At 60.7% G+C, this 24,728-nt stretch carries 34 protein-coding genes and 1 pseudogene; 18 read left to right on the top strand and 17 right to left on the bottom strand.

The window, feature by feature from the left end; all coding sequences use genetic code 11:
- Positions 1–34: 34 nt before the first annotated feature.
- Positions 35–2,497 (bottom strand): annotated as a pseudogene (locus A3AI_RS42955) (putative bifunctional diguanylate cyclase/phosphodiesterase).
- A gap of 401 nt (positions 2,498–2,898) precedes the next feature.
- Positions 2,899–3,999 carry an RgsD C-terminal domain-containing protein gene (locus tag A3AI_RS0117775; RefSeq protein WP_024516890.1) on the bottom strand — a complete coding sequence of 367 codons (1,101 nt, stop codon included), beginning with the start codon at positions 3,997–3,999 and terminating at the stop codon, positions 2,899–2,901.
- A gap of 216 nt (positions 4,000–4,215) precedes the next feature.
- On the opposite strand from A3AI_RS0117775, the gene A3AI_RS0117770 reads away from it, so the two are divergent.
- Positions 4,216–5,256 carry a patatin-like phospholipase family protein gene (locus tag A3AI_RS0117770; protein WP_024516889.1) on the top strand — a complete coding sequence of 347 codons (1,041 nt, stop codon included), beginning with the start codon at positions 4,216–4,218 and terminating at the stop codon, positions 5,254–5,256.
- A 112-nt stretch (positions 5,257–5,368) separates the two neighbouring features.
- Here the strand turns inward: A3AI_RS0117770 and A3AI_RS0117765 are convergent, their stop codons facing one another.
- The gene (locus A3AI_RS0117765; RefSeq protein WP_024516888.1) at positions 5,369–5,797 is read right to left on the bottom strand and encodes a CBS domain-containing protein; all 429 of its coding nucleotides are present in this window, start codon (positions 5,795–5,797) and stop codon (positions 5,369–5,371) included.
- Positions 5,798–6,026: 229 nt separating this feature from the next.
- A complete protein-coding gene (locus A3AI_RS0117760; protein ID WP_024516887.1) occupies positions 6,027–6,815 on the bottom strand; it encodes a rhomboid family intramembrane serine protease in 789 nt (262 codons plus the stop codon).
- Positions 6,816–7,070: 255 nt separating this feature from the next.
- On the opposite strand from A3AI_RS0117760, the gene A3AI_RS0117755 reads away from it, so the two are divergent.
- From A3AI_RS0117755 to A3AI_RS48775, 17 genes are all read left to right on the top strand, one after another.
- On the top strand, positions 7,071–7,295 hold the full coding sequence (locus tag A3AI_RS0117755) for a hypothetical protein (RefSeq protein ID WP_036048821.1): 225 nt from the start codon (positions 7,071–7,073) through the stop codon (positions 7,293–7,295).
- 138 nt (positions 7,296–7,433) lie between these two features.
- Entirely contained in the window at positions 7,434–8,516 is a 1,083-nt protein-coding gene (locus A3AI_RS0117750) for a putative sulfate exporter family transporter (protein ID WP_024516885.1), read from the top strand.
- 925 nt (positions 8,517–9,441) lie between these two features.
- Positions 9,442–9,615, top strand: a complete 174-nt coding sequence (locus tag A3AI_RS47665) for a hypothetical protein (RefSeq protein ID WP_156927834.1) — start codon at positions 9,442–9,444, stop codon at positions 9,613–9,615.
- Positions 9,616–9,634: 19 nt separating this feature from the next.
- Positions 9,635–9,865 carry a BTB/POZ domain-containing protein gene (locus tag A3AI_RS0117735; protein WP_024516883.1) on the top strand — a complete coding sequence of 77 codons (231 nt, stop codon included), beginning with the start codon at positions 9,635–9,637 and terminating at the stop codon, positions 9,863–9,865.
- A 19-nt stretch (positions 9,866–9,884) separates the two neighbouring features.
- Positions 9,885–10,067: a hypothetical protein gene (locus A3AI_RS0117730; RefSeq protein ID WP_024516882.1), complete on the top strand. Its 183-nt coding sequence runs from the start codon at positions 9,885–9,887 to the stop codon at positions 10,065–10,067.
- 20 nt (positions 10,068–10,087) lie between these two features.
- Positions 10,088–10,327 (top strand): hypothetical protein, encoded by a 240-nt coding sequence (locus A3AI_RS0117725; RefSeq protein WP_024516881.1) that lies wholly within the window; start codon positions 10,088–10,090, stop codon positions 10,325–10,327.
- A gap of 9 nt (positions 10,328–10,336) precedes the next feature.
- The gene (locus A3AI_RS0117720) at positions 10,337–10,675 is read left to right on the top strand and encodes a hypothetical protein (protein WP_024516880.1); all 339 of its coding nucleotides are present in this window, start codon (positions 10,337–10,339) and stop codon (positions 10,673–10,675) included.
- Positions 10,676–10,877: 202 nt separating this feature from the next.
- Entirely contained in the window at positions 10,878–11,009 is a 132-nt protein-coding gene (locus A3AI_RS49955; protein WP_283807246.1) for a hypothetical protein, read from the top strand.
- 11 nt (positions 11,010–11,020) lie between these two features.
- Positions 11,021–11,305 carry a hypothetical protein gene (locus A3AI_RS47660; RefSeq protein WP_024516879.1) on the top strand — a complete coding sequence of 95 codons (285 nt, stop codon included), beginning with the start codon at positions 11,021–11,023 and terminating at the stop codon, positions 11,303–11,305.
- Entirely contained in the window at positions 11,295–11,600 is a 306-nt protein-coding gene (locus A3AI_RS0117705) for a hypothetical protein (protein WP_036048670.1), read from the top strand. The genes A3AI_RS47660 and A3AI_RS0117705 overlap by 11 nt, the downstream gene beginning before the upstream one ends.
- Complete coding sequence (locus tag A3AI_RS47655; RefSeq protein WP_156927833.1) at positions 11,597–11,761, top strand: hypothetical protein; 165 nt, start codon at positions 11,597–11,599, stop codon at positions 11,759–11,761. Before A3AI_RS0117705 ends, A3AI_RS47655 begins: the two co-directional genes overlap by 4 nt.
- Before the next feature lie 250 nt (positions 11,762–12,011).
- Positions 12,012–12,170, top strand: coding sequence for a hypothetical protein (locus A3AI_RS47650; RefSeq protein WP_156927832.1), 159 nt, complete (start codon positions 12,012–12,014; stop codon positions 12,168–12,170).
- 175 nt (positions 12,171–12,345) lie between these two features.
- Positions 12,346–12,546, top strand: coding sequence for a hypothetical protein (locus A3AI_RS47645; protein WP_156927831.1), 201 nt, complete (start codon positions 12,346–12,348; stop codon positions 12,544–12,546).
- A 341-nt stretch (positions 12,547–12,887) separates the two neighbouring features.
- Positions 12,888–13,124 carry a hypothetical protein gene (locus tag A3AI_RS0117690; RefSeq protein WP_036048665.1) on the top strand — a complete coding sequence of 79 codons (237 nt, stop codon included), beginning with the start codon at positions 12,888–12,890 and terminating at the stop codon, positions 13,122–13,124.
- A 365-nt stretch (positions 13,125–13,489) separates the two neighbouring features.
- Complete coding sequence (locus tag A3AI_RS0117685; RefSeq protein ID WP_036048663.1) at positions 13,490–13,792, top strand: DUF4326 domain-containing protein; 303 nt, start codon at positions 13,490–13,492, stop codon at positions 13,790–13,792.
- Between the two features lie 10 nt (positions 13,793–13,802).
- Positions 13,803–14,006 (top strand): hypothetical protein, encoded by a 204-nt coding sequence (locus A3AI_RS0117680; protein WP_024516875.1) that lies wholly within the window; start codon positions 13,803–13,805, stop codon positions 14,004–14,006.
- A gap of 97 nt (positions 14,007–14,103) precedes the next feature.
- A complete protein-coding gene (locus A3AI_RS48775; protein ID WP_036048661.1) occupies positions 14,104–14,322 on the top strand; it encodes a hypothetical protein in 219 nt (72 codons plus the stop codon).
- Here the strand turns inward: A3AI_RS48775 and A3AI_RS50260 are convergent.
- The 13 genes from A3AI_RS50260 to A3AI_RS0117615 form a co-directional block, all read right to left on the bottom strand.
- Positions 14,302–14,586: a DUF4406 domain-containing protein gene (locus A3AI_RS50260; protein ID WP_024516874.1), complete on the bottom strand. Its 285-nt coding sequence runs from the start codon at positions 14,584–14,586 to the stop codon at positions 14,302–14,304. The two genes, A3AI_RS48775 and A3AI_RS50260, sit on opposite strands and share 21 nt — an antisense overlap.
- On the bottom strand, positions 14,586–15,020 hold the full coding sequence (locus A3AI_RS42940) for a GNAT family N-acetyltransferase (protein WP_024516873.1): 435 nt from the start codon (positions 15,018–15,020) through the stop codon (positions 14,586–14,588). The genes A3AI_RS50260 and A3AI_RS42940 overlap by 1 nt, the downstream gene beginning before the upstream one ends.
- Positions 15,017–15,370, bottom strand: coding sequence for a hypothetical protein (locus tag A3AI_RS47640; RefSeq protein WP_036048659.1), 354 nt, complete (start codon positions 15,368–15,370; stop codon positions 15,017–15,019). Before A3AI_RS47640 ends, A3AI_RS42940 begins: the two co-directional genes overlap by 4 nt.
- A 9-nt stretch (positions 15,371–15,379) precedes the next feature.
- Positions 15,380–16,309 carry a metallophosphoesterase gene (locus tag A3AI_RS0117660; RefSeq protein WP_036048657.1) on the bottom strand — a complete coding sequence of 310 codons (930 nt, stop codon included), beginning with the start codon at positions 16,307–16,309 and terminating at the stop codon, positions 15,380–15,382.
- A 96-nt stretch (positions 16,310–16,405) separates the two neighbouring features.
- A complete protein-coding gene (locus A3AI_RS0117655) occupies positions 16,406–16,684 on the bottom strand; it encodes a hypothetical protein (RefSeq protein ID WP_024516870.1) in 279 nt (92 codons plus the stop codon).
- A gap of 10 nt (positions 16,685–16,694) precedes the next feature.
- Entirely contained in the window at positions 16,695–16,982 is a 288-nt protein-coding gene (locus A3AI_RS0117650; RefSeq protein WP_024516869.1) for a hypothetical protein, read from the bottom strand.
- 12 nt (positions 16,983–16,994) lie between these two features.
- Positions 16,995–18,236 carry a DUF8814 domain-containing protein gene (locus A3AI_RS49340; RefSeq protein WP_063615482.1) on the bottom strand — a complete coding sequence of 414 codons (1,242 nt, stop codon included), beginning with the start codon at positions 18,234–18,236 and terminating at the stop codon, positions 16,995–16,997.
- Between the two features lie 39 nt (positions 18,237–18,275).
- Entirely contained in the window at positions 18,276–18,491 is a 216-nt protein-coding gene (locus A3AI_RS0117640) for a hypothetical protein (protein WP_024516867.1), read from the bottom strand.
- On the bottom strand, positions 18,488–20,557 hold the full coding sequence (locus tag A3AI_RS45320) for a hypothetical protein (protein ID WP_051382433.1): 2,070 nt from the start codon (positions 20,555–20,557) through the stop codon (positions 18,488–18,490). Before A3AI_RS45320 ends, A3AI_RS0117640 begins: the two co-directional genes overlap by 4 nt.
- Positions 20,558–21,265: 708 nt before the next feature.
- The gene (locus A3AI_RS0117630; protein WP_024516865.1) at positions 21,266–22,309 is read right to left on the bottom strand and encodes a hypothetical protein; all 1,044 of its coding nucleotides are present in this window, start codon (positions 22,307–22,309) and stop codon (positions 21,266–21,268) included.
- Positions 22,306–23,100 (bottom strand): UCP028438 family phage-derived protein, encoded by a 795-nt coding sequence (locus tag A3AI_RS42920; RefSeq protein WP_024516864.1) that lies wholly within the window; start codon positions 23,098–23,100, stop codon positions 22,306–22,308. The genes A3AI_RS0117630 and A3AI_RS42920 overlap by 4 nt, the downstream gene beginning before the upstream one ends.
- Entirely contained in the window at positions 23,097–24,368 is a 1,272-nt protein-coding gene (locus A3AI_RS0117620) for a baseplate J/gp47 family protein (protein ID WP_024516863.1), read from the bottom strand. The genes A3AI_RS42920 and A3AI_RS0117620 overlap by 4 nt, the downstream gene beginning before the upstream one ends.
- 7 nt (positions 24,369–24,375) lie before the next feature.
- On the bottom strand, positions 24,376–24,708 hold the full coding sequence (locus A3AI_RS0117615; protein ID WP_063615486.1) for a hypothetical protein: 333 nt from the start codon (positions 24,706–24,708) through the stop codon (positions 24,376–24,378).
- Positions 24,709–24,728: the final 20 nt, after the last annotated feature.

Here is a 24,728-nt window from a genome sequence, read left to right as displayed (position 1 = left end):
GGCGAAAGCCGGGACGACGCTGCGGATGGATTTGCTAAGCCGCCTTCGTCGCCCTTGCTCCGAACCGGAATAGCAACTGCTCGACTTCCGCGGCCGGCTTCGCGCCGCTGAACAGGAAGCCCTGCACCTCGTTGCAGCCTTCGGCGCGCAGCCAGTCGAGCTGGTCGGTGGTCTCGACGCCTTCGGCGGTCGTCGTTATGTTGAGGCTGCGGCCTAGCCCCGAGATCGCACGCACGATGGCGACGCTGTCGGAGCGCTCGGCGAGATCCTTGACGAAGGAGCGGTCGATCTTGATTTTGTCGAAGGGAAAGCTGCGCAGATAGCTCAGGCTGGAATAGCCGGTGCCGAAATCGTCCATGGAGATGGCGACACCAAGCTCGCGCAGCTGGTGCAGGATCGCAAGATTGGCCTCGGTCTCCGCCAGGAACACCGACTCGGTAATCTCGAGCTCGAGACGCTTCGGCGACAGGCCGGAATTGGCCAGCGCGGAAATCACCACCTGCACGAGGTTGCGGCTGCGAAATTGCACCGGCGACAGATTCACCGCGACCTTGATCTCGGCCGGCCATTTCACCGCCTCGTTGCAGGCCTCGCGCAGGACCCATTCACCGATCGCGTTGATCAGCCCGATGTCCTCGGCGACGGGAATGAACTCGGCGGGCGAGATCATGCCTTTCTCCGGATGCCGCCAGCGCAGGAGCGACTCGAAGCCGGAGATCTTGTCGGTCGCGATGTCGAGCAGCGGCTGGTAGTGCAGTTCGAACTCGCCATTGGCAAAGGCGCGGCGCAGATCGAGCTCCATCTCGCGGCGCTTCTGCGCCTGCAGGTCCATCACGCGTTCGAAGAAGCAGTGCACGCCGCGGCCGTCCTCCTTGGCGCGATAAAGCGCCATGTCAGCGTTGCGCATCAATTCCTCGCTGGTCGTGCCATCGCCGGGCGACAGCGCAATGCCGATGGACGCACCGATCACCGCTTCATTGCCATCGATGTCGTAAGGCGCGCTCAACACGCTTATCAGGCGCGCGGCAAAACCGCTGACCTCTTTCGGCGATACGTCGGCCAGAACCACCGCGAACTCGTCGCCGCCGAGGCGTGCGGCCAGATTGTTGCCGCGCACCTGCGCGCGCAGCCGGTCGGCGACCTGCCGCAACAGGCGGTCGCCCGTCGGGTGACCGAAGGAATCATTGACGTTCTTGAACAGGTCGAGATCGATGCAAAGCACCGCCACGCGTTGACCTGCGTCCAGCGCCTGCTTCAGCCGCTCCTGGTACAGCTCGCGGTTTGCCAGATTGGTAAGCCCGTCATGATGGGCCATGTAGGCGATGCGGGCCTCGGCCTTGCGTCGCTCGGTGATGTCGACGACCGCGACCAGATAGCCGTCCCGGCCTTCGAAGGCGACGCGGCGACCGAAGGTGAGCACCTGGATTTCGCTGCCGTCGGCCTTGAGGTGCCGCCAGTGCCGCTCGGACTGGTAGGTGTCGCCGATATGTGCCAGCGCCTGGCCATGGCTGACCCATTCGTCCTGCGGCCATATCTCGCGCAGCTTCATGCCGAGAAACGTCTCGCGGCTGTAGCCTTAGTGCCTGACGGCCGCGTCATTCACCTTGAGGAAACCCATGGTCTCGGCGTCGAACACCCACATCGGCATCGGGTTGTTGTCGAACAGGAGCCGGAACGAGGCTTCGCGCCGCTTCAACGGCGTGACGTCGGAAATGGTCAGCGACAGGATGTCGCCGAAGGCCGTGATGGAAAGCCTCAGCGCCCGGTCGTCGCTGTCGATCTCGAACAGCTCGCGTACCTCGGCGGCACTCGCCACCGTCTCGCGCAACCGTGCGCGCACGGCATCAGAGCACAGCGCATGGCTGCCCTCGCTCAGCCGCTGCCACTGCAGGCCGTCGGCGCGCACCTTGAGCAACTTCGCAGCCGCCCGGTTGTGATGCACGATCTGGAAGTCCGCCGGCTCGCCGCTCGCGTCGCGAATGGTCGAGACCGCGATCACGCCGTCGTCGGTGGTGGAGAAGATCGCGTCCAGAAGATTATATTGCGCGCCGCGCTCGTTGACATAGGTACCGATCAGCATGCCGCCCCAGCGTGAGAACGTCGGCAGCGCCAATACGTCATAGGTGCGCACCATGCCGTCGCGCACGCAATGGGCGGTGGCTAGATAGGGATGGTTGTTGTTCGCAGCGTTCGAGGCGGCTTCGCTGAGCACGGTCGCGCAGTCCGGCGGCAGCACCGCCATCGGAATGTCCCAGCGCTCGTCGCCCAGCCATTTCTGGGCATAGCGGCCGGTACGCGAGACCGCAAAGCCGTCGTTATCGGTCTTGAGCAGCACGATGTGATCGGCGAGCCGCCCGAGGCTGCCCAGCATTACGTCTTCATAGCGCGGCAGCTTTTCGCCGGGGCGCAGGCCTGCCTGCCATTTCCGGCGCAGCACCGGCACGTCCTCGAACATATCAGCCGTCGACTTTGCGGACTGCTTTCTGGCAGATCCCATGACACTTCCCCGAAATCGCTCGTCCCCGAAGCTTGCGCTTTCTGACCCGGCGGTATCCAATTCGGGGCGACTTAATGCGGTGTAAAAAATCAACAATCCGCCGCGCGAATGCGCGATTGTGACAGCCTTAAATGCGCTGATGGTTAGTGCGCTTTAGAGACTATGACAGCCACGGCACGCGGCATGGTTGCGCCGGAAGCGCCGGCGCCTATTTCTCCGCGAGAAGCTGTTGGCTAACTCGCCCGCGAAACAAGCGCCCGCGCGGGCCTCGCGCGGAGCCGCAACGGTCCTGCGCCAGTTCGTGTCGCCGACAAGTGCGCAAGCCAGACCCAGACCGGACCGAGCACGGTCTGCGTCGTCTTAAATCTTGGTCGGGGAATTGTGTGAAGCTCGTCGGCGCCTTAGCGCGCGATCACCTCGACCTCGCCGTCGACGCCGTTGACGACGTTGAACGGGCGCTCATAGACCTTGCCCTCGTTCTTGGCGATGGCGCGGTATTCGCCTTCGGAGAGCACCACCTTCGGGAAGGCCCCGATCGATTCCTTGATGACGTCGCCGCCCGGCGTGATCACGGACCAGGCCGTGTTGGCGAGCGCCTCGCCGCCCTTGTCGGTAACGAGTTTCAGCGTGATGACCGCGGCGCGATGCGTGACGGTGACATCGGTCAGCTTGCCCGCGGTGACGCGGATGTCCGAGCGCACCACGGAATTGGCATCGCCATAGTTGGAGACGATGTAATAAGTGCCCTCTGGCAACAGCACGACGTCGCCGACGGCGACCGTCGGCACCAGCGGCGCACGTTCGCCGATCTCGAATTGGCTGCCCTTGTAGATCGCAAAAGAAATCTGGTTGGTCGGGATCTTGCTGGCGCCCACCCGCCCCTCGATGCGTAAGCCGCCCGCCGGCAGTAAAAACAATTCGCGATCGGTCTCGGCCTTCAGCGACACCGTGCGAACGGCGCTGACGAGACCAAGGGCGACATGCACCACGTAGTTTCCCGGGGCCAGCACGATATTCGGGGTGGCACCGCGGTCCTCCCGAATCATCTTGAACGAGCCGGTCTCGTCGGGATGGTCGGCGAACACGCGCCACACCAGCCCGCCATTGACGACCGGCATGTCCTTGCCATAGCGCGCGCTCAGCGCCAGCACCGCCTGCCCCGGCGCCACGCCTGGCGGCGCGGCCGGCGGCACGGCGGCAGCCGGTGGCGGATTGAGCGAAGGCTGATTGAACGTTGGCTGGCCCAGCGAAGGCTGCGTCAGCACTGGCGGCAGGTTCGGCGTCGAGGTCGGGCCCGAGGACGGCGCCAAGCTGACGGCCGAACCGGGATCCGGGACCGCAGCCGGCGGTACCGGAGGCGGACGATCACCGAACAGCTGAGCGCTGGCGGGGGCGACCGATGCGCCCGCAAGCACGGCGGCAAGGACAGTGGCGCGCACCAGGCGCGGCTGCAGCCGACGGCTGCGCCGGAAGCCGAATGGTCCGTCGCCTGGAGATGTCATGAACCTGCTTTTCACCGAAAACACGGCAAATTCAAGCCTTAAGCGTTAACGCACACACCATGCAGGAACCGGTCGGAACCGGCAATGTTGATGTCGTGATCAAGTCACAAATCCCGCCTACCCGACCTTCGAAGGCGGCATAAACCATGCTTTCCTCGGGTTCTGGCAAGCTGCAACTGTCGCGCGTAGTCTGATGGCCTTCGGGAGACGAGTTTGGTGTTGGACATTCTGATCGGACGCGGGCGGGCAGATCCGGGCGAAGTCGAAAAGGTCGGGCTCGGCACCATCCGCCGCCCCGTGATCGGGCTTGCACTCGGCGGCGGCGCGGCGCGCGGCTTTGCCCATATCGGCGTGGTGCGGACCTTGCTCGCCCATGGCATCGTGCCGAACATCGTGGTCGGCACCTCGATCGGCGCTGTCGTCGGCGGCGCCTATGCAGCAGGCCATCTCGACACGCTGGAGGAATGGGCGCGCAGCCTGCAGGTGCGCAACATTCTCAGCTATCTCGACATCCGCCTTAACGGCTCGGGCCTGATCGGCGGCGAGAAGCTTGCAGCAAAGCTCGAGGCGTCCATCGGCCAGACGCTGATCGAGGACTTGCCGGTGAAGTTTGCCGGCGTCGGCACCGAGGTGCGGACCGGTCACGAGATCTGGCTCACCCACGGACGGCTGGTGGAGGCCATGCGCGCCTCCTATGCGCTGCCTGGGATCTTCTCGCCGGTCCTGATCGGCGATCGCTGGCTGGTCGACGGCGCGCTGGTCAATCCGGTGCCGGTGTCGGCGGCGCGCGCGCTGGGTGCGGAAATTGTCATCGCTGCCAACCTCTCCAGCGACATCTTCACCCATTCGACCACGATCTATTCCCACGGCGCGCCGGTCGAGGTGCCCGAGACCGTTGTTACGCCCGATCCGGCCAAGGAAGGGACGAAGGACACGCCCAAGCGGCGCTTCGGCAAGTTCTTCTCGCCCGAGCGCACCGTGAAGCGGGAGTTCTTCGGCGGCGGCGGCAGGCCCGGCATTTCATCCGTGATGGTCGATGCCTTCAACATCATGCAGGACCGCATCACCCGCGCGCGCCTTGCGGGCGATCCACCCGACCTTCTGATCACGCCGCGCGTCGGCCAGATCGGCTGGTTCGATTTCCACCGCGCCGCCGACCTGATCGAGTTCGGCGCCCGCGCCGCCGAGCGCGCGCTGGATTCGATCCACGAAGCGATTCCCGCGCTCGCACCGGAGACGGCTCCGAAGGCGGAGTGAGCGCGCGCTGACCCGGTCGCAGTTCTTAACTCAATCGATCTGCAGATTCGGTTCGCCTCCCCCCGTCGAGGAGCGGTGATCCGGGTGCGCGAATCAACCAGCGCGGGTTGCGCTAAGCGGTCTTGATATAAGTCCGCAGGGCTTCCTGCTCGTTCTCGTATTCCTGGACGCGCCATTTGACGACGTCGCCGATCGAGATCAGGCCGACCACGCGGTCGCCGTCGACCACCGGCAAGTGGCGGAACTTGCCCAGTGTCATCATTTCCATGATCGCGCTGACCGTGTCGTTCGGCCGGCAATTGACGACCCTGCGCGTCATCACGTTCGAGACCGGCTCCTCAAGCACTGCAGCGCCCCGCTCGCCCAGCACGCGCACGATGTCACGTTCCGACAGGATGCCGTCGATGGCGCCCTCGCTCATGACCAGCACGGCGCCGATCCTGCGCTCGCTCAGGAGCTTGATCGCCTCGGCCATTTTGGCATCCGGCGGGACGCTCATGATCTGATGTCCCTTGGTGTCGAGAATTGCACGTACCGTCATTGTCGTCTCCCTGAAGCGACCGCGCCTCCTCAAAAGACGGGGGCGGCCCTATTTTCGAGTTTCAAACAACGAAGTGGCGCCAGTTTTGGTTGCGCGCGACATACCGTTTGCTCGCCGTTTGCTCGGCTTTGCTCTTCACGGCCGCGCGGCTTCTCACGGGCGCAGAGGGCGCCCGTGGCGCCTCTTGAGACCCGCGATGATGAATCAAATCACGGCAGGCCGCAAGCAGTCACACCGCACCTGCAGCATGGCCATCTCGTCGCGGCACGGGATCGAACAGCGAGAACAGCACGAGCCCTGCGAAGAAGCCGCCGATATGCGCCTGCCAGGCGACGCTGGCGCCGTCGGCGCCGATCGCAATCGAGCCGATGCCGAAGATGAGGTTGACGCCGAACCACACCAGGAGAAACGCCAGCACCCGCGGATCGCGCAGCGCACGCGCGAGCGATAGCGCCGGCACTTTCGCCGCCTCATCCGCATCGCCACGGCTGAAAGAGAGGAAGCTGCCTCGCACGAAGGCAAAGCGGATGGCGGCGGCCATGGTGCCCGACACCGAGGCCGAAGCGCCGATCATCGGCGCCACCGCGTGCTCATGGGTCACAAGATGCGCCAGCGCTCCTGCCACAGCTGTGACCGCCATGAACAGAAAGAAGCGGAGCGCACCGAAGCGCCGCGCCAGCGCGCTGCCAAACGGCAACAGCCACAGCACGTTGAAGCCGAGATGGGTGAGATTGGCGTGCAGCAGTGAATAGGTAACGAAAGTCCAGACCTTCGCGCCTGCCCCGCCGGGAAAGGTCAGGTCGACAAGCGCCGAATCATAACGCTTGGGGATGAAACCGAACACGTCGATGGTCCAGTTTTCCCATTCGACGGGTAAAAGCACGCGCAGATGGATCACCGCAAGCAGGATGATGTAGGCGGTCAGCGCGGGCGGCAGCGTCAGGATCGGCTCGCGCGGCAGCTGCTCTGCCGGCAGTTCCGGCGAGGTATCCTGCGGGGGGTCAATGGGGGATTCCAAGGGCGGTCCGGACCTTCAAAAAGAACGCGCGACGGCGCAATGTGGCCCAGATAGGCGGCTTTGTCCCGGCAGCGCAAGGGGCGACCGACGGGGATGGCTGGACGCGGCAGCGGCGGGACCGAAAGATCAAAATCCCACGCAAAAAGCCCAGCGAAGAAGATTGCATACGCAAGCCACTCGGAAAACAGATTTCGCTACCATTGCTTTCAGGGCCCTGATTCACGACATTTGCTGCCTGAACAACCCGTGAAGACCATGGTTGAGCCCTCGAAATTCGATCCCTTTGGCGAGCCCGTCACGATGGCCGATACGGCCGAGTCGGCGCGTGCGTCGCGCTGGCTCACACGGACCGGCGCCAGCGTGTTCTGGGCGCTGGTGATCGCCATCGTCGCCGCGCGCGCGGTCTATTTCGAACCCGGCGTCTTCAACGGCCTCGACGGGGCGCTCGCCTTCGCCCAAAGCCTGTTTGCCGCGCTGTAACAGTTCCATCTGCGAGTGAGAACGTGCGCCATGCACGCCACATGCAGAGGGATGCAATTTCTTTCTATCGCTACGATCCTGAAATATATTACTTTGCAAACCCAATTCAGCGCATGATGTGTTCTGAAGAGAAGGTTTGTGCCGCCAGACGATCAAAAACCGCCGCAGCAGCCGGTTGCGCAAGGCCGCTTGGGTGCCGCATTCCGCGGCCTCACCGCCACCATCCCCGGGATCGCACTCTGCCTCGTGATCACGCTGGTGTCGCTCGGACTCCAGAATGTCGAGGAGCGCGCGCTCGCCCATCCTTACGTGGAAGCCCTGGTCATCGCCATCCTGCTCGGCATGGCTGTGCGCACGTTCTGGCGCCCGTCGGAGCGCTGGCTGGTCGGCATCGCCTTTTCCGCCAAGCAGCTGCTCGAGATCGCCGTCACCCTGCTCGGCGCCTCGATCAGCTTTGCGGCGATCGCTGCCTCCGGCCCATTGCTGCTCGTCGCGATCGCGGGCACCGTGATCGTCACGCTCTGCGTGAGTTTTGGCGTCAGCCGGGCACTCGGGCTGTCGAAGAAACTTTCGATCCTGATCGCCTGCGGCAACTCGATCTGCGGCAATTCGGCGATCGCGGCGGTGGCACCGGTGATCGGCGCCGACGGCGATGACATCGCCTCCTCCATCTCCTTCACCGCCGTGCTCGGCGTCTTGATGGTGCTCGGCCTGCCGCTCCTGATCCCGCTCCTGAAGCTGTCGGCGACCCAATATGGCATTCTCGCAGGCCTCACCGTCTATGCCGTGCCACAGGTGCTCGCCGCCACCGTGCCTGCAGGCGTCGTCAGCACCCAGATCGGCACGCTGGTGAAGCTCGTGCGGGTGTTGATGCTCGGCCCCGTCGTGGTCGGGCTGTCGCTGTTCGCATCAACGCAGCGCGCCGGTGCCGCATCGAAGACGGGTGCGAAGAAGATGAGCCCCTTCAAGCTGGTGCCGTGGTTCATCATCGGCTTCCTGCTGCTGGCCGGTCTGCGCTCGCTGCAACTGATACCGGATGCCGCCACCGCGCCCGTGACGCGGACGGCTGCGCTGCTCACGGTGGTGTCGATGGCAGCACTCGGCCTTGGCGTCGACGTGCGCGTCCTCGCCAATGTCGGCGGCAAGGTCACGGCGGCCGTGACACTGTCGTTGATGTTGCTGCTCGCCATGAGCATCGCGCTTGTGCACGCGTTCACGTGAGCCCGCCGGCGCTTGTGAAGACAGCCCCAACGCTGCATCGCGGAGATTTCAGCGCTGGGGACTGCCCTCCCTGGGGACGCTCCTCCTAGACTGGAGCAACGTGCTAATCCGCGGGGAGAGAGCATCGTTCCCGGAACACGCAGCAGGATTCGCAATTCGCGCGTGGTGCGCTGCGAAAACTGACAAAGGGAGACCAAAAGGGCCCGAACATGAAGTTGTTTGTGTTCGTTCAGAATAGGGACCTGGTCATAAAGTTGCTTGCTCTCGTGCTGCTGGCAATTGGTCTCGCTTGGTTTGTCAATCGGCGGCTCGGCACTGAAAGCGTGGAGGCCGTACATACCGCGTTCATGGATTGCGCGGGGAAAGATGCGGACATTTACCGGGTCAAAGAGTGTGTCTCGGCTCAACTAAGCCAGCGGGGCTCTTACCGGTATTCGGTGGACTCCAGCTCTCACACTCTGAGCATCCAAACCTTCTACGTGACGCAAAAATTCCCGGGCGTACCAGGCGACCTCCGGGTTACTTGCGGTCTCTCGCCTCGGCCTCATTGTGACCCCTGAGAAACTTGGACCGGCCACTGATCTCTTGTCTGCGTCAGGACTGGGCGGCCCGCTTTCGCGCGGGCAGCTGACGCAAAGAGAAAGGGCGGGCCCTGAGAAGACCCGCCCTTATTTGGTTGGCTGTTTCACGCGAGGCCCCCGGGTGACATCCCCACCCCTCCCGCGCGACGCCCAATCCGTTTGACGCCACCTGTGTATCAGTCCCCGCGCCAGCAACCTGGAGAAAAGCGGCCCAAGGACAAGAGCAAGGGAAGCTTAACCACTCCCGCTGTCCGCGCAAAGCAGATCGTTAACTTAACCTTACCTGTTAACCATTGAAATCATTGGGGCCAGTTCGCCAACATGGTGAACAGGAGAGAGTTGAAATGGAAAACGACGGAAGTGAGTTCGCTGCCACCTTGACCAAGCTTCGCGGCCTGGTCCGCAAGAAGCTATCCCCGGAAAAGAAGATGCAGGCTTCCCTCCTCCGGGAGATGGTCGAGAACCGCCGGCCCGCCGATGTCATCGAGCGCCAGATGGGCCTGATGGCTAACGATTGATCAACGGAGAGGAAAGACGATGACGCTAGACCAGAAGAAGCTCCTTGAACGGCACGGCGAGCACTTCGCGGCCATGTCGAGCTACGTGCGCGAATGCAGCCCTGATGAACTCCAGGAATTGCTTGATGCCGCACGCGCCGCCAGGTCCACCAACTGCTGGTGGGCATCATACTACGCGGCCCAATTCCTGATCCACGATATCGAGGCCGAGCAACGGCGGCGGGCCAGGCCGGCCGCCGTTCATCAGTGACCTACGGAGAGGAAAGGCCATGACGAGGCTAACTAGAGACGACGTCCTCAAGGAACTGATTTGCTTCTTTGAGGACGCGTTCAAGATCGATCCCTTGGGGACATCCGATTTTATCGTCCAAGGCGATCATGATGCTGATGAATTTTTTGCCGCCGTGCAACGGGTCAAAAAGGAGTTGACCCTGCGCGATGGTCCTCAGTGACCGGCTTACGGAGAGGAAAGATGATGAAGAAGCCGACGAAAATGGCGCCCCGAGCCGCCAAGACCCCCGAGGAAGTCTGCCAGTTGCAGACCGCTAACTTTGATGTGGATGGGTTCTGGATATTGCACGGCATCAACACGATTTCCTTCGCCGAGCAGAAGCTAGGCAAGCCATCCAAACAGACCATCACCATTTCGAAGAAGGCTTTCGACAAGATGGTGGATTGGTATCTGCGCGACCAGAAGCTTGATCATCAGTGAGGAAGAAAAATGAAGACCATGACGCTTGAAGAAATGTGGACTGCTCTCGGCGAGTGCTGGACTAGGGAATTCGGCGAACTTGAGCTGCGGGTTCACCATACCCTGACCGAGCCGACCTGCCCGACCGCCGTTATTTCGACTGAAGATGAGAGTGGCCCATCTTGGCGATCGGATCAGGACACAATCGAAGCGGCCATTTATCAGGTCACTGCCGCAGCCTACGTGACATTAATCGAGCGGGGGGCCAAACCGATGACATTTCCAGCTCCTGATATCGATGAAGATTCGCGAGTGCATAAGTTCCTCGCGGCGATAGACGCCAGGAAGCTCGCCGCAGATCATCAGTAGCGACCATGCGGCTAGATCGCGAGTTCAATTGCCCGTACTTCCACGACCACACGCCCTGCCCGGTCGAACGGCACGATTACTTGGGCTGGCACGCCTGGGCTCGGAAGATGGGAAAGACCCACAAACAGATCAGATGCACGGGCTGCGATCTGTACACCATATGGGTGCCGAAGAGGCCCCGAGTGACGAAAGGATCTCAACAATGAGCACCGAACGAAACACCAAGAAGCATGACGCCAAGCATAACGACGATCTGGAAAAGCGAGTGGCCAAACTTGAGAAGCAGGTGGCGTACCTGCTGAATGAGCCGGTCAAGATTGGCGAAAATCGGTAGGGCGATGGACCATGACTCGTGACCAATTGAAAATGGCCCGCGCCGCTCTCGGACTACCGAACGATCAACGCCGTTCATTTCGCAACAGGTACTTTGCGAGCATCGGAACCGATGCAGAGGAACGTTGGAATGATCTTGTCAGCAGAGGACTCGCCATGCGGGAGAAAGGCGGCGGGAAATTGGCTCATTTCTATCTGACCGACCGCGGCGCTCAGATGGCGCTTGACCCGGTTGAGAGCCTTGATCCGGAGGACTTCCCTCCGGTCGCGAATGGAGATGGGCACCATGATTCCTGACGAAATGATCGAAGCCGGCGCTCGGGCCCTCTGGCGATCGTCGATCTATCAAGGTTACAACGACGAGGTTAAGGAAATGGAGTGGCTGCGAATGGCGGGGATTTGGCGCAGGCAGGTTTCGTCGATTCTAGAAGCAATCAACCTTCCGGAGATTTTGAATGAGCATGAGGTCATGCGCCGCTCCTTAGAAATTATCACAGGGAGCGCTGCCGATGGGCTCCAACGCACCCAAGCGATCGGCGCGCTTTCAAATATTGGCCCGCGCGTCTCGAATGGCGATGGAGGCGCAAGGTGAAGGAACGACCACCCAAACCTCGCAAGAGTGATTTTGCCGATATGGGCTCCTTTATGCGCGCATCAGCGGAATGGGCGCAGCAATGGAACGTTTGGCCATGGGGTGGGCCCGACGACGAAGATGACCAATACGTCTATGACGCGACCGAAGACTGGCAATGAGCAATCCTAATTTTCGTCACATCCGATACCGGACCAGACATCCAAATTGGTGCTGCCAGCGATGCGGTCGAGAAGTCGGATATATTGGTCGAGCGCTAGACTGGCTTCTTGGCTGCCGCTGGCGCGGTTGCCGTTCGTGAATGGAGAGCGGACGTGAGACTGCCATGGCAAGCGCAACTTTTCATCGGCCTAGCGCTGGGCTTTCTGGTCGGCGAAGCCATAAAGCTATTTTCGTGACCGAGGATTTGCCATGGAACTGACGAACCCGAAGTTTTCTGAATTGTCGCCGGAAGAAAAAGACGAGGTGATCGAGCTTATTCTCGAACACCTTGGCCGCGACATTGAGGCATTTAAATTCGACGGCGAGAGCAAGCGCCAGATATCGCTAGCCGCACGCCGCCGGCTCTGACCGAGGAACGACGATGAAGCTGCGGAAATTAATATGCTGGTTGCTGGGGCACCAATGGCGCCGGGCGGTTGGCAGCGGTACCAAAGACGGAGGATGGATTGATGAGTGCGAACGATGTCTCGAATGGCGCGCTCGATGGCCTTCTGACGGTCTATCCTGAGCAGGGAGGGTAGCTGTGAGCTGGCAGAGAAACATAAACGAGCTTCGGGCCTATATTGCCTCGCTCGAATCGGACTTGTGCGACGTTGATGCGCTGTTGGTATCGTGCCGAGAACGGATGGCAAAGAGCACGATCATGGATCGCGCCATCGAACGGCAGGACAAGCGCGCGGCCGAGGCGGTCGAGCGCCATAAAAACCGTCTCGTTCAGTCTTAAACAGCAACCAACGGACAAGGGAGTAGAACATGGGCGATGAATCAGACGCCGATCGGCAAGACCTCATCGAGTGTGGCATAGAGGACGCTGGAATGTTCACCTCTGACGCGACGTATAGAGGCACAAGGAGTCGCAAGCTACGGCACGGAGAATTGGACCAGGTCAAAGCATCTATCGAGAAAATCAAAGCGCGCCGCGCTCGCAGACTTCAGCAATCATAAACAGGGGTGAACCGTGACAAATCCGAACTTAAGGCACTACCGATATCGACCGAAACAGCGAGGCTTCTTTCGACGATGGTTTGTCTTGCTGGCCGGTTTTCTTAAATAGGGATGGAACACATGGGACCGGAACAAAAGCGCCTTCAGGATAGGCTATTCGGCGATCCGAACCGGAAACTTGTGAATTTCAAGATCACGCGCGGCGATAAGCCTGCGACCGCAGAAGAGATTTGCGCTGAAATAAACAAGGCTATGGACGAGATAGAAAGTGGCCGCGCCACGGAAGGCCCTGTAATGAGCGAACGGCCGAAGGTAGACGTGCGAAAGCTTGTCGCCGATCTTGAGCGCCGTTCATAAGCCATGACAGGCTGGCAACCGATTTCAACCGCACCCAAAGCCCTGAAGGGGCCATTCGGCCCGTGGCTACTGCTATGCCACGCCGAGAAGAAATGGATACGCATGGGGCATTTCTACACAGCGGCCGGACGTTGGTATTACTCTGGCACGAGCGAGCGGTCTAAGTTTGGCGAGATGCCGGGCGATGAACCGACACACTGGATGGCGCTACCCCACCTTCCCCGCCCATCCCCCTGAGATAAGCCACAATGGGCGACCTGATCCTTTTAACCGTCTCCGTCTTCATGCTCGGCTTTGCGGCCGGGGCCTGCTTTGTGCAGGCCAAGCATGACTCTCGGCGGCGATCGCCCTGAGATAGGTAAGCCATGACAGACAGTCAGCCACAGCGCATCCAACGGAAACGAACGAAGGGATGGCGCATGCCGCCAAATACGGTCTATGTCGGCCGCGGAACAGATTGGGGGAATCCGTTCAAAGCGCCAACGAACGATGCGATCGGCCGGGCATATGCTGTTGTTCAATTTGCCGGCTATTGCCCGCCGGATTCGTCGCTCGCAGAGGCCGCTAGGCGCATCCTGAAGGGCAAAAATCTGGCCTGCTTCTGTCCACTTGACCAGCCGTGTCATGCAGACATTCTGCTACAGATCGCTAACCGTAAGTCGCCCTGAGGAAGCGCAAATGAAGACGGAACTTAGACCATTCGATAAAAATGAGCGCCTAAGTGGTTCTGATCTCCAGACCCTGCGTGATTGGCTGCATGAGCTTCCCGGAAATGTGAGTCTTACGGCTGAGTATAGCGTCTCTGACTTGGTTCAGGATCTGGACAGCATTTTGGATGGAATGTGGAGCGACGGCATAGACGATATGGGCGATGATGCCTAAACGACAAAAAAGCCCCGCCACTCCCTTCGGAGCAGCGGGGCCAGATGAGGCGGCGGTTCTTCTTGCTTATAGGTTAGGTTAAAATCAGAGGCATCCTATGATTGAATCTTTACTGACCAAACTTAACAACGGCGAACACGTCGTAACTTATGAGCTGCTGCCCGTTCGTCCCGACCGCAAGCCCGCAATGGGCGAGATACGGCAGCTTATGCCGCTTACGCCTTCGCCGTGGGAGCCGCTGGCGTCTATGGTGCCACTCGACCCCGTCCGCATCATTTGGAACGGTGCGCAGTGGCTAGAGATAGATTCGCTGTAATCCTAGATACCGTGCCAGCAGATACTCAATCCATGCGCCGCCGAGCCGCATCCACCAACCCGGCAGCATCGCGATGGCGTCACACTCACAGAGTTGCGGGAGAACGTGAGCCATGATGCGTGCCAGCGGCAGGCCTTCAAGGTTTGCGGCTGCCGGGTTGTAGACAGACCAGCCCTCGCGCCTGAGTCTTTCGGCCGCCTTGGCGAACCGCTCCCGGTAATCCCTCTGGCTTCTAATTCGTCCAGCCACGTAGCAACGTCGCATCAAATCCTCTTGCGGAAATACGTCGAACCAGGCTTGCCCCAAGGTTGTTCCGGTATGAACGTCTCGAATCCGAATGCCAAGAAATTTCGCTCGGAATGCGGATTTTCGAACGCCTCGGACACTAGGAGTCGGTAACCGACCTCCTTAGCCTTGGCCTCTCTGGCGGCCATAAAAAGGCGCTGGATGCCCCTGCCCCTTGCCCCCTCTACGACATAGGTGCGCTTGAAATAACCAATGCCGTCGTCGCGCTCGAAGAATGGCACCATACCCGCCATACCGACGATGTGGTTATGGGCCGATCGAGCAAGCCACCAGTAACCATTCAAATGCTTGTCAGACAGTGCCGGGAATGTGTCCGGCTCTTGCGCGTTGAGATAGCGGATGATCTCGGCTTTGGCGAGGCCGTCGACCTCTTGAATCAGGTATGCGGTCATCGGTTCGCCCCCAGCCAACGTTTCATCCATGTGAGCAGCTTGGGGTTATCGCGCAGCAGCGAGATTGTCCCGATCTCGAAACCGGCCACGATCGCCTCTTCACGCGAACCATTGAGCCGCTTCGTGCGCAAGCTCTCATTGTGGTAGATGACGTGGTAGCATTCGTGCAGCACGATGCCGACGGCGTGGCCGGGTGTCGTGATGTTGGCCGGCCAGAGACGTATTTGGTCTTCCGCAAAGACAGCCTGCCCGCACAGATCGTGCTCGCCGTCGATGACGACGACCGCCCAGTCATAGGCCCCTATCTTGAGCGTGCGCGGCAAGCCTTGGAGGCAAGTTGCGACGTTCACGACCAGACCTCACACTCGGATGACTTGCCCGCGAAAGTAGACCGAGGTGTCGGTCAGCTTCGTAATTAACTCGGGACACATCAGGCGTCCGTCGAGGTAGGTCAGCAGTGCGAAGCCCGACCGCCAGTCCAGAGGATTGTTCTCTGTGTATCCGAAGGCCTGATCTTCCTTGTCAGCGATGCATCCGGTGTCCACGCCATAGAGATCAAAGGGGCGATAATCGGAGACCGGGCTGATTTTCTGCGCGTGCAGATGATTGAATATAGTGTGCGTGCCAGTTGCCTTGACGGCGTTGTACGCAGAATGCTTGCCGTTGCCCATCGGCTTGTGCTTGATCATGGTACGACCAGCCTCAAGGCCGTAATTAACCATGCACGACATAGCCTTTTCCCAGTTCGGGAAATGATCGGCTAGATGGACTCCTTTGACCTTCTTCAACTGCGGAGTTGAGTTGGCGAGAAGGTTCTCGAACCTTTGGTCATGATTACCGATCGGCCAGACCTTCTTAGCCCCGCGCTTGCAGCGCTGCTCGATGTCGTGCAAGTGGTCCTGCGCGCATTCTAGCTCCTCCCAAACATCAGGCGCACTCTCCCAGTTCTGGGGGTGTCGGCTGATCTTGGGGAAGTCCAAAACGTCACCGTTGAGGATCACCACATCTGGCTTGATGTCGTCGACGAACTTTTTGAAAGCCCGCAAGCATACGGGGTTTCTGCCGGGCCAGAGGTGGAAATCTCCACCGACGAGAATGGTGCCGTTCTTCAGGGAGAGATTGACGCAACCGGGATAGTTGAAGCTCGGCGGTCCGCCGACCATCGGCGGCGGGATAGACGCCGATAAACGAGTCTCAATGGCGCGTCGTCGTGCGTAGACTTGCCTTTCAGACGTGATACCAAGGTGCCTTGCAAGCTTGGCGGCACCCATCTGGCTAAAGAGTTGCATGAACTCTTCATCAGAGCATCTAGGCGCGGGCATATAGGCCCCGTGGGTTGGACGAAGCAACGTCGGCGCGGTTCGAACACGCCGACGTGGTGGTCTTTACGGATGCGGGGGTATCTGCTTGAAGAAAGCGTACCAGATCCATCCGACAACCAGGGTGACGACCGCGCCGAGCGTGCTGGTGATCAGCACACGAACGCCGCGATGCGTCCCCTGCTGCATGGTACGGGCGAAGGCCCACACCTGCTGTTCCTCCGGGAGATTGTCGACCTTCACCCCGAGCGCCGTGAGAGTCTCCTTGACGGCCTCCTTTGCCGCTTCTGCGGCGACGATTCTTGCGACGTCTTCGGCGATCTCCCTGACTTGCTCGGGGGTCATGGACGCCCCCTTACGGAGTGGTGGCCGATAGCGCCGTAGAGTTCGGCTTGCCGGGCGTCAGATGGTTCATGATCTCGGTGAAGATGTCCTGAACCGCGGCGCCGTTGTTGCCCGCCGCAACCGCCTTGGCGGCGTTGTCGAGCGCCATGAGCGCCTCGCCGACCAGCGGCATGAACGGGACAGCGACCGCCGCGCCGGGAACGAAGCCGATGATGGCAGAGATGAACGGCAGCGCCTGCATCACGGTCTCGTCGACCGTGGCAACGGTACCGGCGACGCTCTTGATATCAACAGTCATTTACTCTCTCCTTTACGAAACTTTCGGGGATGATGGATCGTCGATGAAGCTCCACGAGACCAAGCCTTTCCCATCGACCCCTACTGCCTTCGCAGCGGCGGCGGTGAGGTCTATTCCGGCTTTGTTTGTCTGGCGGACCTTGCCTGTCTGGCCGAGGTCGGTGCCGCTCTCGGCCTGCGGACGCGCGCCGGTTTGCCAATAGGGATCGTTGATGTTCCACGGGCCGATATCGACGATGTCGCAGTCGACCGAAGCATTGGTGCTTGCGTTCATGACGCGCACCCGCGGCCTCGGGCTAGAGAACCGATACGGCAGCGCGACGCCGGGGCTGTTGTCGTTGATCGGCGGGCCATAGGCCGAGGTCTGGCCGCCGAACACAGTCGCGGTGATATTGGTCTGGACGCCGTTTGCCGGGGCAGACGTGGGCGCTGATGCGACGGCTGGCGTAGCCTGGATACTGACCGGAGAACCCGCCGGCATCATCACGGGGCCACCCTTGGGCAGCGGCACACCCTTCGGCCACCAATACCCGATCAGGCCAAACGAGGAGCTATCCTTCGGCAAGGCCTCGATCTGGACCATGTCGTTCTCGTTGCCGCCGAGGGTCCAGACATGGGCGGAATCCTCGCCCCAATAGAAGCCGACATGCCCCTGCCCGCTGGCCTTGGAGATGCGCCAATAGACGACGATCGCGCCACGCGCGGGCTGGCTGAGCGGGATGAAGTTCGGATCGGTGCGGAAGGATTGCGAGGATGGCGACTTCGTACCCGGCACACCCGCCTGCTCAAGCATGGCGTTGGCAAATATCGCGCACCACGGGTCACCCTCGGCCCCGCAATGGGCCATGGCGATGTAGCGGGAGATGCCTTGGTTGTTGCCGGTCTCGTGGAAGCCGATCTCGTGCAACGCCAGATTGACCCATGGCGCATTGGCATAGGGCGCGGCGGGCGCTGGCGGCGCAGTCTGCGGGGGCTGGGCTGGCGGCGCGGGTGCGGGCGTCTGTGCGGGGGCCGGAGTCGGGGGCGGTACAGGGGCGGGCACCGGGGCAGGCCCGTGGGCGGCCGTCTGTGCCCTTTCAAGAGCCTTATCGATCGAGTCGAGCAGCTTATCGTTGAGAGATCGTGTCTTCGATAGCTGGATCAGACCACCGACATAGACGATAATCAACGCCACCCAAGGCAGCGTTAACAATGCGACAATCACCGCCAACCACGGCAGGATATCCTGCCATGGCATTCCAAGCAGCGTACTCATGAGAACTCCGCGCGGGAAAGATTCAGTAAAGATTGCCGCTCACTTCAGGGCCTTGCTGGTCAGGCCGTAGAACTGGAGCACGGCGAGCAGTGCGGCGTTGGTCTGCTTGCCGGTTGCGTCAGTTGGCCATGGCGACGAATTGCCGGCCTCGAATGCCGGATCGGCATAGTAGACGAAGGCGTCGCGCCTACTGGAATAGATGCGGCCGTCTTTAGCCGCCCAGTACCAATCGCTCGGGATCAGATTTGGGATCATGGCAAATATTGGCCGCCGGTGTTCGACAACGAAGCCCCGGCTATTGTGCCGGGTAGGAAATTGACGCCCAACGTCTGGGCAGTGATGACCCCGTTCAGTTGGACAGAGTACTTGCCACCGCTGACGAAATTGGCGTTGACGAAATTTGGCGGCGTTTGGTTGTTGATATTGACGGTGCCGTTGAATGCCAGCGCCGATGCAATCGACACGGAGATGGGCGTCGAAAATGTGTACGTGCTGCTGGTGACGAAGACGGTGCCCTGAAAGAATCCCCCAAACAGCGCTTCGCAACCGCCGCTGAACGTGTGCGACCCGGGGTTCATCGTGCCGCCGGCGTTGGCGTAGAACACTGGGCCGCCGACCGTGTTACTCGCCGTAGTGCTGGTGGTCATCGTGGCACCCGACACTGCGGCAAAGCCTACGGCATTCGGGTTGCCATTGTTCTGGATGGTCAGGTTTTGCACGGTCATGGTGTTTGGCCCCTGCACCTCGATGCAGTTCGCGGCACCACTGCTGATGGTGACGCTGCCTGTGCTCGCGCCATTGATGATGACATTCGGACCAGCATAAGCAGGGGTCGCGACCGCTTCGCTGTAGGTACCAGCGGCAACCTGGATCGTGATTGAGAACTGACTCGGCGCATAGCCGAACGCAACCAGCATTGCCTTGCCGATCGTCTTCAACGGCCCGGCCGTGCCGACGCCCGTCACCGTGGCGCTGGTGCCGTCATAGAGCGTGTCGGAGCCCGTCGAGGTATTGACGTAGATATTGATATTGCCAGTCGGCCGGCGATAGAACATGCCGGCCGAGGTGTTGACGATCTGGTACTCGGTACCGTCGTATTCGATCATCAAGTCCATGCCGGCGACGAAGGCATTGAACGGCGGGTTGGTGCCGTCGCCGAGCGTGACATTCTTGACGCCGAGGCCGTTGACGTTGATCGTGCAGGCGCCGGTGATGTTGTTGGCAAGTTTGACCGTGACGACGAGACCTGCGACCTGCTGGCCGCTTGTGATAGCCGGGCTGAACGTCGCAATAAGCTGGTTCTGGGTGCCGGTGTCAGCGACATACGGGACACCGACCACCGTGCTGGAGTTCGTGTTGGTGCCGCTGCCCAGATAGTTCGCCATCTGGAAGTGGGCGCCGTCATAGGTCAGTTCGACGATCTGGCCGGAGCTGATGTCGCCGCTGGCGACCGCGACGCCGGATGCGCGGAAGATTGAGACCGCACCGAGACCGTTCACATTGATGGTGCTGGCGCCCGTGTTGGCATGCTGAGCCGTGAAACTCACCTTCATGCCGACCGTGTAGGAGGTCGGGACCGGATCGTTCGCCCCGAACGTGATGACGTAAGCGTTGGCGGCGCCGGTATCGGTGCCAGCATAAACCCAGGATTGCAGCTGAACGTTGTTTGGTACTGATGGAAGCGTCGGAAAGAATGGCGCAAGGGGAAGTTGAACGATATTGCCGGACAGGATCTGCGTCGCACCGTTGGCGACCGTGATGGTGTAGAGCCCGACGAAGCCGGGATCGACATTGGGGGCAAGCTGACTGCCGGTTGCGGCAGGAACGCCGGCCTTGAGCGTCACGGCCACGACCGAGGTGCGTGTCGTGGCGTTGGATGAACCGGAGTTCGATGGTCCGCTGAATGGCTGCGCCGGGTTCGCGGAGTTGAAATAACTCAGGACGGTAATGCCGGAGTCGGTATCCTGCAGCGCCGCCTCGACCAGATAGGTCATGGAGAAGCCAGTCGTTGCCGGCGGCGTGATCGTGAGCGACTGGGCCACCGGAAACAGGCCCTGCTTCATGATGACAGTGCTGTCGACTCCGAGATCGCCATACGACGTCGAATCTGTTGGATCGAGCTGGTAGATTGAGCCCGGCCCGATGACGACGTTGAGCGAGGCGGTGGGAGACGTCGGCTGACACGTTAATCCGGCAACGACGGTATTGGGGCCGAGCAGCGCCTGCGAGAGCCACGCGGTGCCGACCATCCCGAACTTGCCGACATTGAGCACGTCGGTCGTCTGCGGGAGGGCCGCGCTGTAAACTATGGGTCTGTCCATAAAGTTTCCCTTTGGCGCTCCACTTATGGTAGAGTGGGCGTCATGCAGAGATGTTCGGTGTGTAGAGAGTCGAAGCCGTTCACCGATTTTCACCGGAACGGCAGGAGCAAGTCTGGCTACAGCGCGACTTGTAAGGAGTGCGCCAAAGCACGAGCCAGGAAGTGGTTCAGGGACAACCAAGGGCGCGGCAAGGTCACGCGCGCTGCTTGGTACTCAGCCAATCGCGAATCTCAAATCCATTATATGAAGAAGTATTGGTACGAGAATCACGAAGCCTGCCTTGCTAGCGGTAAGCGATGGAGAGAAGAGAATAAGGAGCGTAAACGAGCCAAGGATCGCGCTTGGCAAGCTGCTAATCCTGAGAAATCTCGTCTATACCATCGGGTCAGTCGGGCTCGACGCCGAGCCGCAGAAGGATTCCACACCGCAGACGATATCACCAGGATCAGAAAATTACAGCGCAACCGATGCGCGATTTGTCGCCGTAAACTCGGCGACGAAGATCACACCGACCACATCACACCTCTGGCAAGAGGCGGCACAAATTGGCCCAAAACATCCAGTTGCTATGCGGGCCATGTAATCTCAAAAAACACGCCAGAGACCCTATGGAACACATGCGATCTCTCGGTCTCCTGCTCTAGCCGCTCTCCAATAAAAAACCCGCCTCAAGGGCGGGGTTTGGATGGGCGTATTTGAAAGTTGGCTTCACTGCGTCCCGAAGCAGATGACCTGTCCAACGGGATCGAAGCCTACGAGTGAGCCGCCACTAATCGTGACGAACGCAATGGAGACGCTGCCGGTCGCCGCACTGACCACCTGCCCCCAGCCGAACGATCCACCAGAAAATGCGGTGACAGAGCAGGCGTAGTTGGTTGCGGCAAATGGTGTTGTGAAGCTGATCGTGTACGAACCTGGACTGGTGCGGGTGACGCTGCTGACGTTGTAGCTCGCATTGATTGTCTCAGCACCATTCGAACCAGATCCAGTGAAGTTGACCCAGGCCTTGGCCGCGCTTGGATGGGATTGTTGTTGGGAGGGCGTGACGGCCCGCGTGGACGAAGAGGCTGCCTGCTGGTCCGACTTGGCCGCTGCGGTGACGGTGACGGTGCCGCTGGTAGTGAACGGGCCGCCCGTCGCCATGCCCCCGGTGTTGACCTGCATAACCGTACCAGAGCCCGGCGCGACCCAGCTTGCGTTACCGCTGGCATCTTCTTGGAGAATACCAATCGAGCCTGTGTTGCCGGGGATGGTCACCCACGCCGTACCATTCCAGCGAAGAATGTCACCCGCACGGGTCGGTGTCGGAGCAATGTTGTTGAGGCACGATGCGGCCGTTGTGCCGCCGCAGCCACCGTTACCAAGCGTGAGTTGGCCTACGACACCGCCATTTGTGCCGTTCGTCCCGAGGGCGACCGGCGACATCCTGGCGCTGGCAAGCGTGCCCTGATTGATGTTGCTTGCGTTCAGGGCGTTGGCAAACGCACTCGGCGCAAATGGAGCACCATTCGATCTGTCGCATATGATTGACGACGTGAAATGGCAGTCGCCGTTGATAGCGCCGAGGATCTGCTGCGCAGTTGCCGACCGTGGCTGGGTCGACTGGATGACCGCGAACTTCTCGTTACCAACGAGGAATGCCACCGGGGGCAGGCCGAGAACGTAGGACGAATAGTTCTGGAATGTCTGGGCGCGCAGCGGCTGCGTGGCGACGGCGATCAGGCCTAACGCCAAGAGTGCCTTCTTGATCATTTTGCCAGCAGCTCCGAACTATTTTCAGACGTCAGGATTGCGCCGGACTCACTGGTGAGGATCGACGGCGTCGGCGAACCGAGGAACGTCACCCAGCAGGTAACGCCGGTCGGTTTCGTGTTCTCGATGGCATCGAGGATCATCTGGTTCGTAATGCCGGTGAGCGTTGTGTACTTGCCGGCATATTCGATGGTGCCGACGCCATAACCGGCGGATGAGCCGCCCCAGCCGTCAACGTTCGGGATGCCGCTGAAGCCGGTACGGAAGAGGCCAATGAAGACCTGGCCCGGCAGGTTCATGTTGCCATAGCCGCCGTTGCCGACGCCGTAGCCGAACTGGCCGCACTTGAAGCCATTGGCCCTCGGGCTCGAATAAGCGCCCGTATCTCCGGTATTCCACGGCTCAAAGACCGCTGGAGCAGCACTTGTGAGCTGATTGATGACGTTCGACATGCCGGCGCGGGTGACCCGCTCCTGCAGGATCATGGTCTTGATCAGAACCCGGAACGCGTCGTCGATGGCACCGTTACGCGGCAGCACCATGCCAAGGAAGTCATAAGACCAGATGTCGAGCCAGACACCGTAAGCGGTTGCAAGGCGCGTCTGAGCCTTGGCGTATGGGATCAGGCTGTAGCACCACGATGCGAGATCGGAGAGACCGCCGACGATGGCGCTAACGATGCCGGTGTTCCACGCCGTCCAACTCCACCAGCGCCGAGGCACGACGCCTTGGACGCGGTTTTGGATATTGGCTGGCGTGCCGGTGACGGTGGGATCGCCGCTATCGATCACGAGATCACCATGACCCCGGCTTTTACCGAACCGTAAATGATCGTGTTCTTGCCATCCTGTGTGAGCTTGCTAGGCACGATGGTGGCGGCATCACCGATGGCACCATTGAGCGTGACACCGGCGACGCCATTACCGGGCACGACCCCCGGTACGGCATAGGCCCATGCCGAGATCTGTCCGATTGAAAGCGCCTTTCCCAAACCGAGCAGATTGATGTTGGTCGCAACCGCATTGGAGACCTGCGCCACGACCACATCATGGTTGTAGCCCTGCAGTGTCGTGATCTGCATTTGCACGTTCGCCGTGAACAGCACGGTCGGGAATACGGCACATTGAATGCCGAGCGGCCGTACCGCATTTGCGGCATCCGTAATCATCTGCATGAAGGCTGGTGACGGCGATCCAGATCCATCATCGGCGACGACGAAGAAATAGGCGGGATGATAGGAGCCGTCGTAATTGTAGAGTTCGGTCAGTGCATATTGCACCGTGACGTCGGTGCCCTCGATCGAGGCGTTGAGGCCGTAGTGGTCACCACGGGCAAGTCCAAGGATGTAGGCCGAGAAACGTCGCTTCAGCTGGCTGTCGGATTCCTGATCCGCGCCATTCGTGAAGGATGCAACGTTATTGACTGTATCGATGCCGGTGATCGGGCTGGAGATCAGACTAATGGTGCCGGCCTGAACATTGCCAGCGCTGCCTGCGATCAGGGCCTCGACCGGCACATTGAAGGAGGCTTGGTTTGCCGGCAGCGTATAACCGCCAAGCGTGGCCGAGTAATAAGGGTTCGCCGTGTCTACCGTGACGACAAAGGTCTGATTGGTGCCGTCGTTGGTTAATACCGTGGCCGCATTGTTGGGGCCGGCATTGGTGATTGCACCAGTGGTGGTCACGCCACCCGCAGCTGGGATAAAGCAGGAGCTGGGGGCCGCAGTGAAGCGCGCAAACGTCACCTGCCCGCTTGCAGCCTGCGCGCCGAGACGTGGTGACCCGCCCGGCAATGTTGCGGTCTGGCTGCCCGGCAACGGTTTCATGAAATCGACAGTGAAGGTGTCGACGTCGTCGCCCTCTGCCGTCGAAAGCCGCGAGGCCTGCAAGACCAGCAGCACGAGGCCCTGCATCCACAGGAACACACCGGCGAAGCCCTCGACGATCGCGCGCAGCGTCGAGCCGGTGGCAAAGTTGATCAGCTTGCTGGCACGCCCCTGAATCCCGGCGACCCCCTCCGAGACGATCGTCGGCTCGGATTTGGTTGGTAAGGACGCCATCAATTCCTCACGACGTTATCGCGAAACTCACAGACACGCCGGTCTGCGCGTCGAAATATTGAATGCCGATCCTGACCGCGCCCGAGTTGTTCAGATCGGTTGCGACGGTCAGTTGTGGCGGCGGGTTTGGTGCGACCGACGCCTCCTCCGCGAGTTGAGATGCAACGATTGAGCGGATTTGGGATGCGGACAGCACGCTGCCGATCTTCTGCGGTAGACCCGCCCCGTATGACGGGTGCCAAACATAACCTTGCACGGCTGTAAAAAGGCGACGCTCCAAGCGCTGCCTGACCTCATCGTCGCCATCGATGACCAACAGGTCTCCGGTCGCGTCGACCATGAAGTCGGCGTTCCATTCCA

Origin of the sequence: Bradyrhizobium sp. Tv2a-2, from assembly GCF_000472425.1 — a bacterium.
Taxonomy (GTDB): Bacteria; Pseudomonadota; Alphaproteobacteria; order Rhizobiales; family Xanthobacteraceae; genus Bradyrhizobium.
Note: the sequence above shows the minus strand (reverse complement) of the source record. Positions and strands in the feature narration are given on the sequence as shown.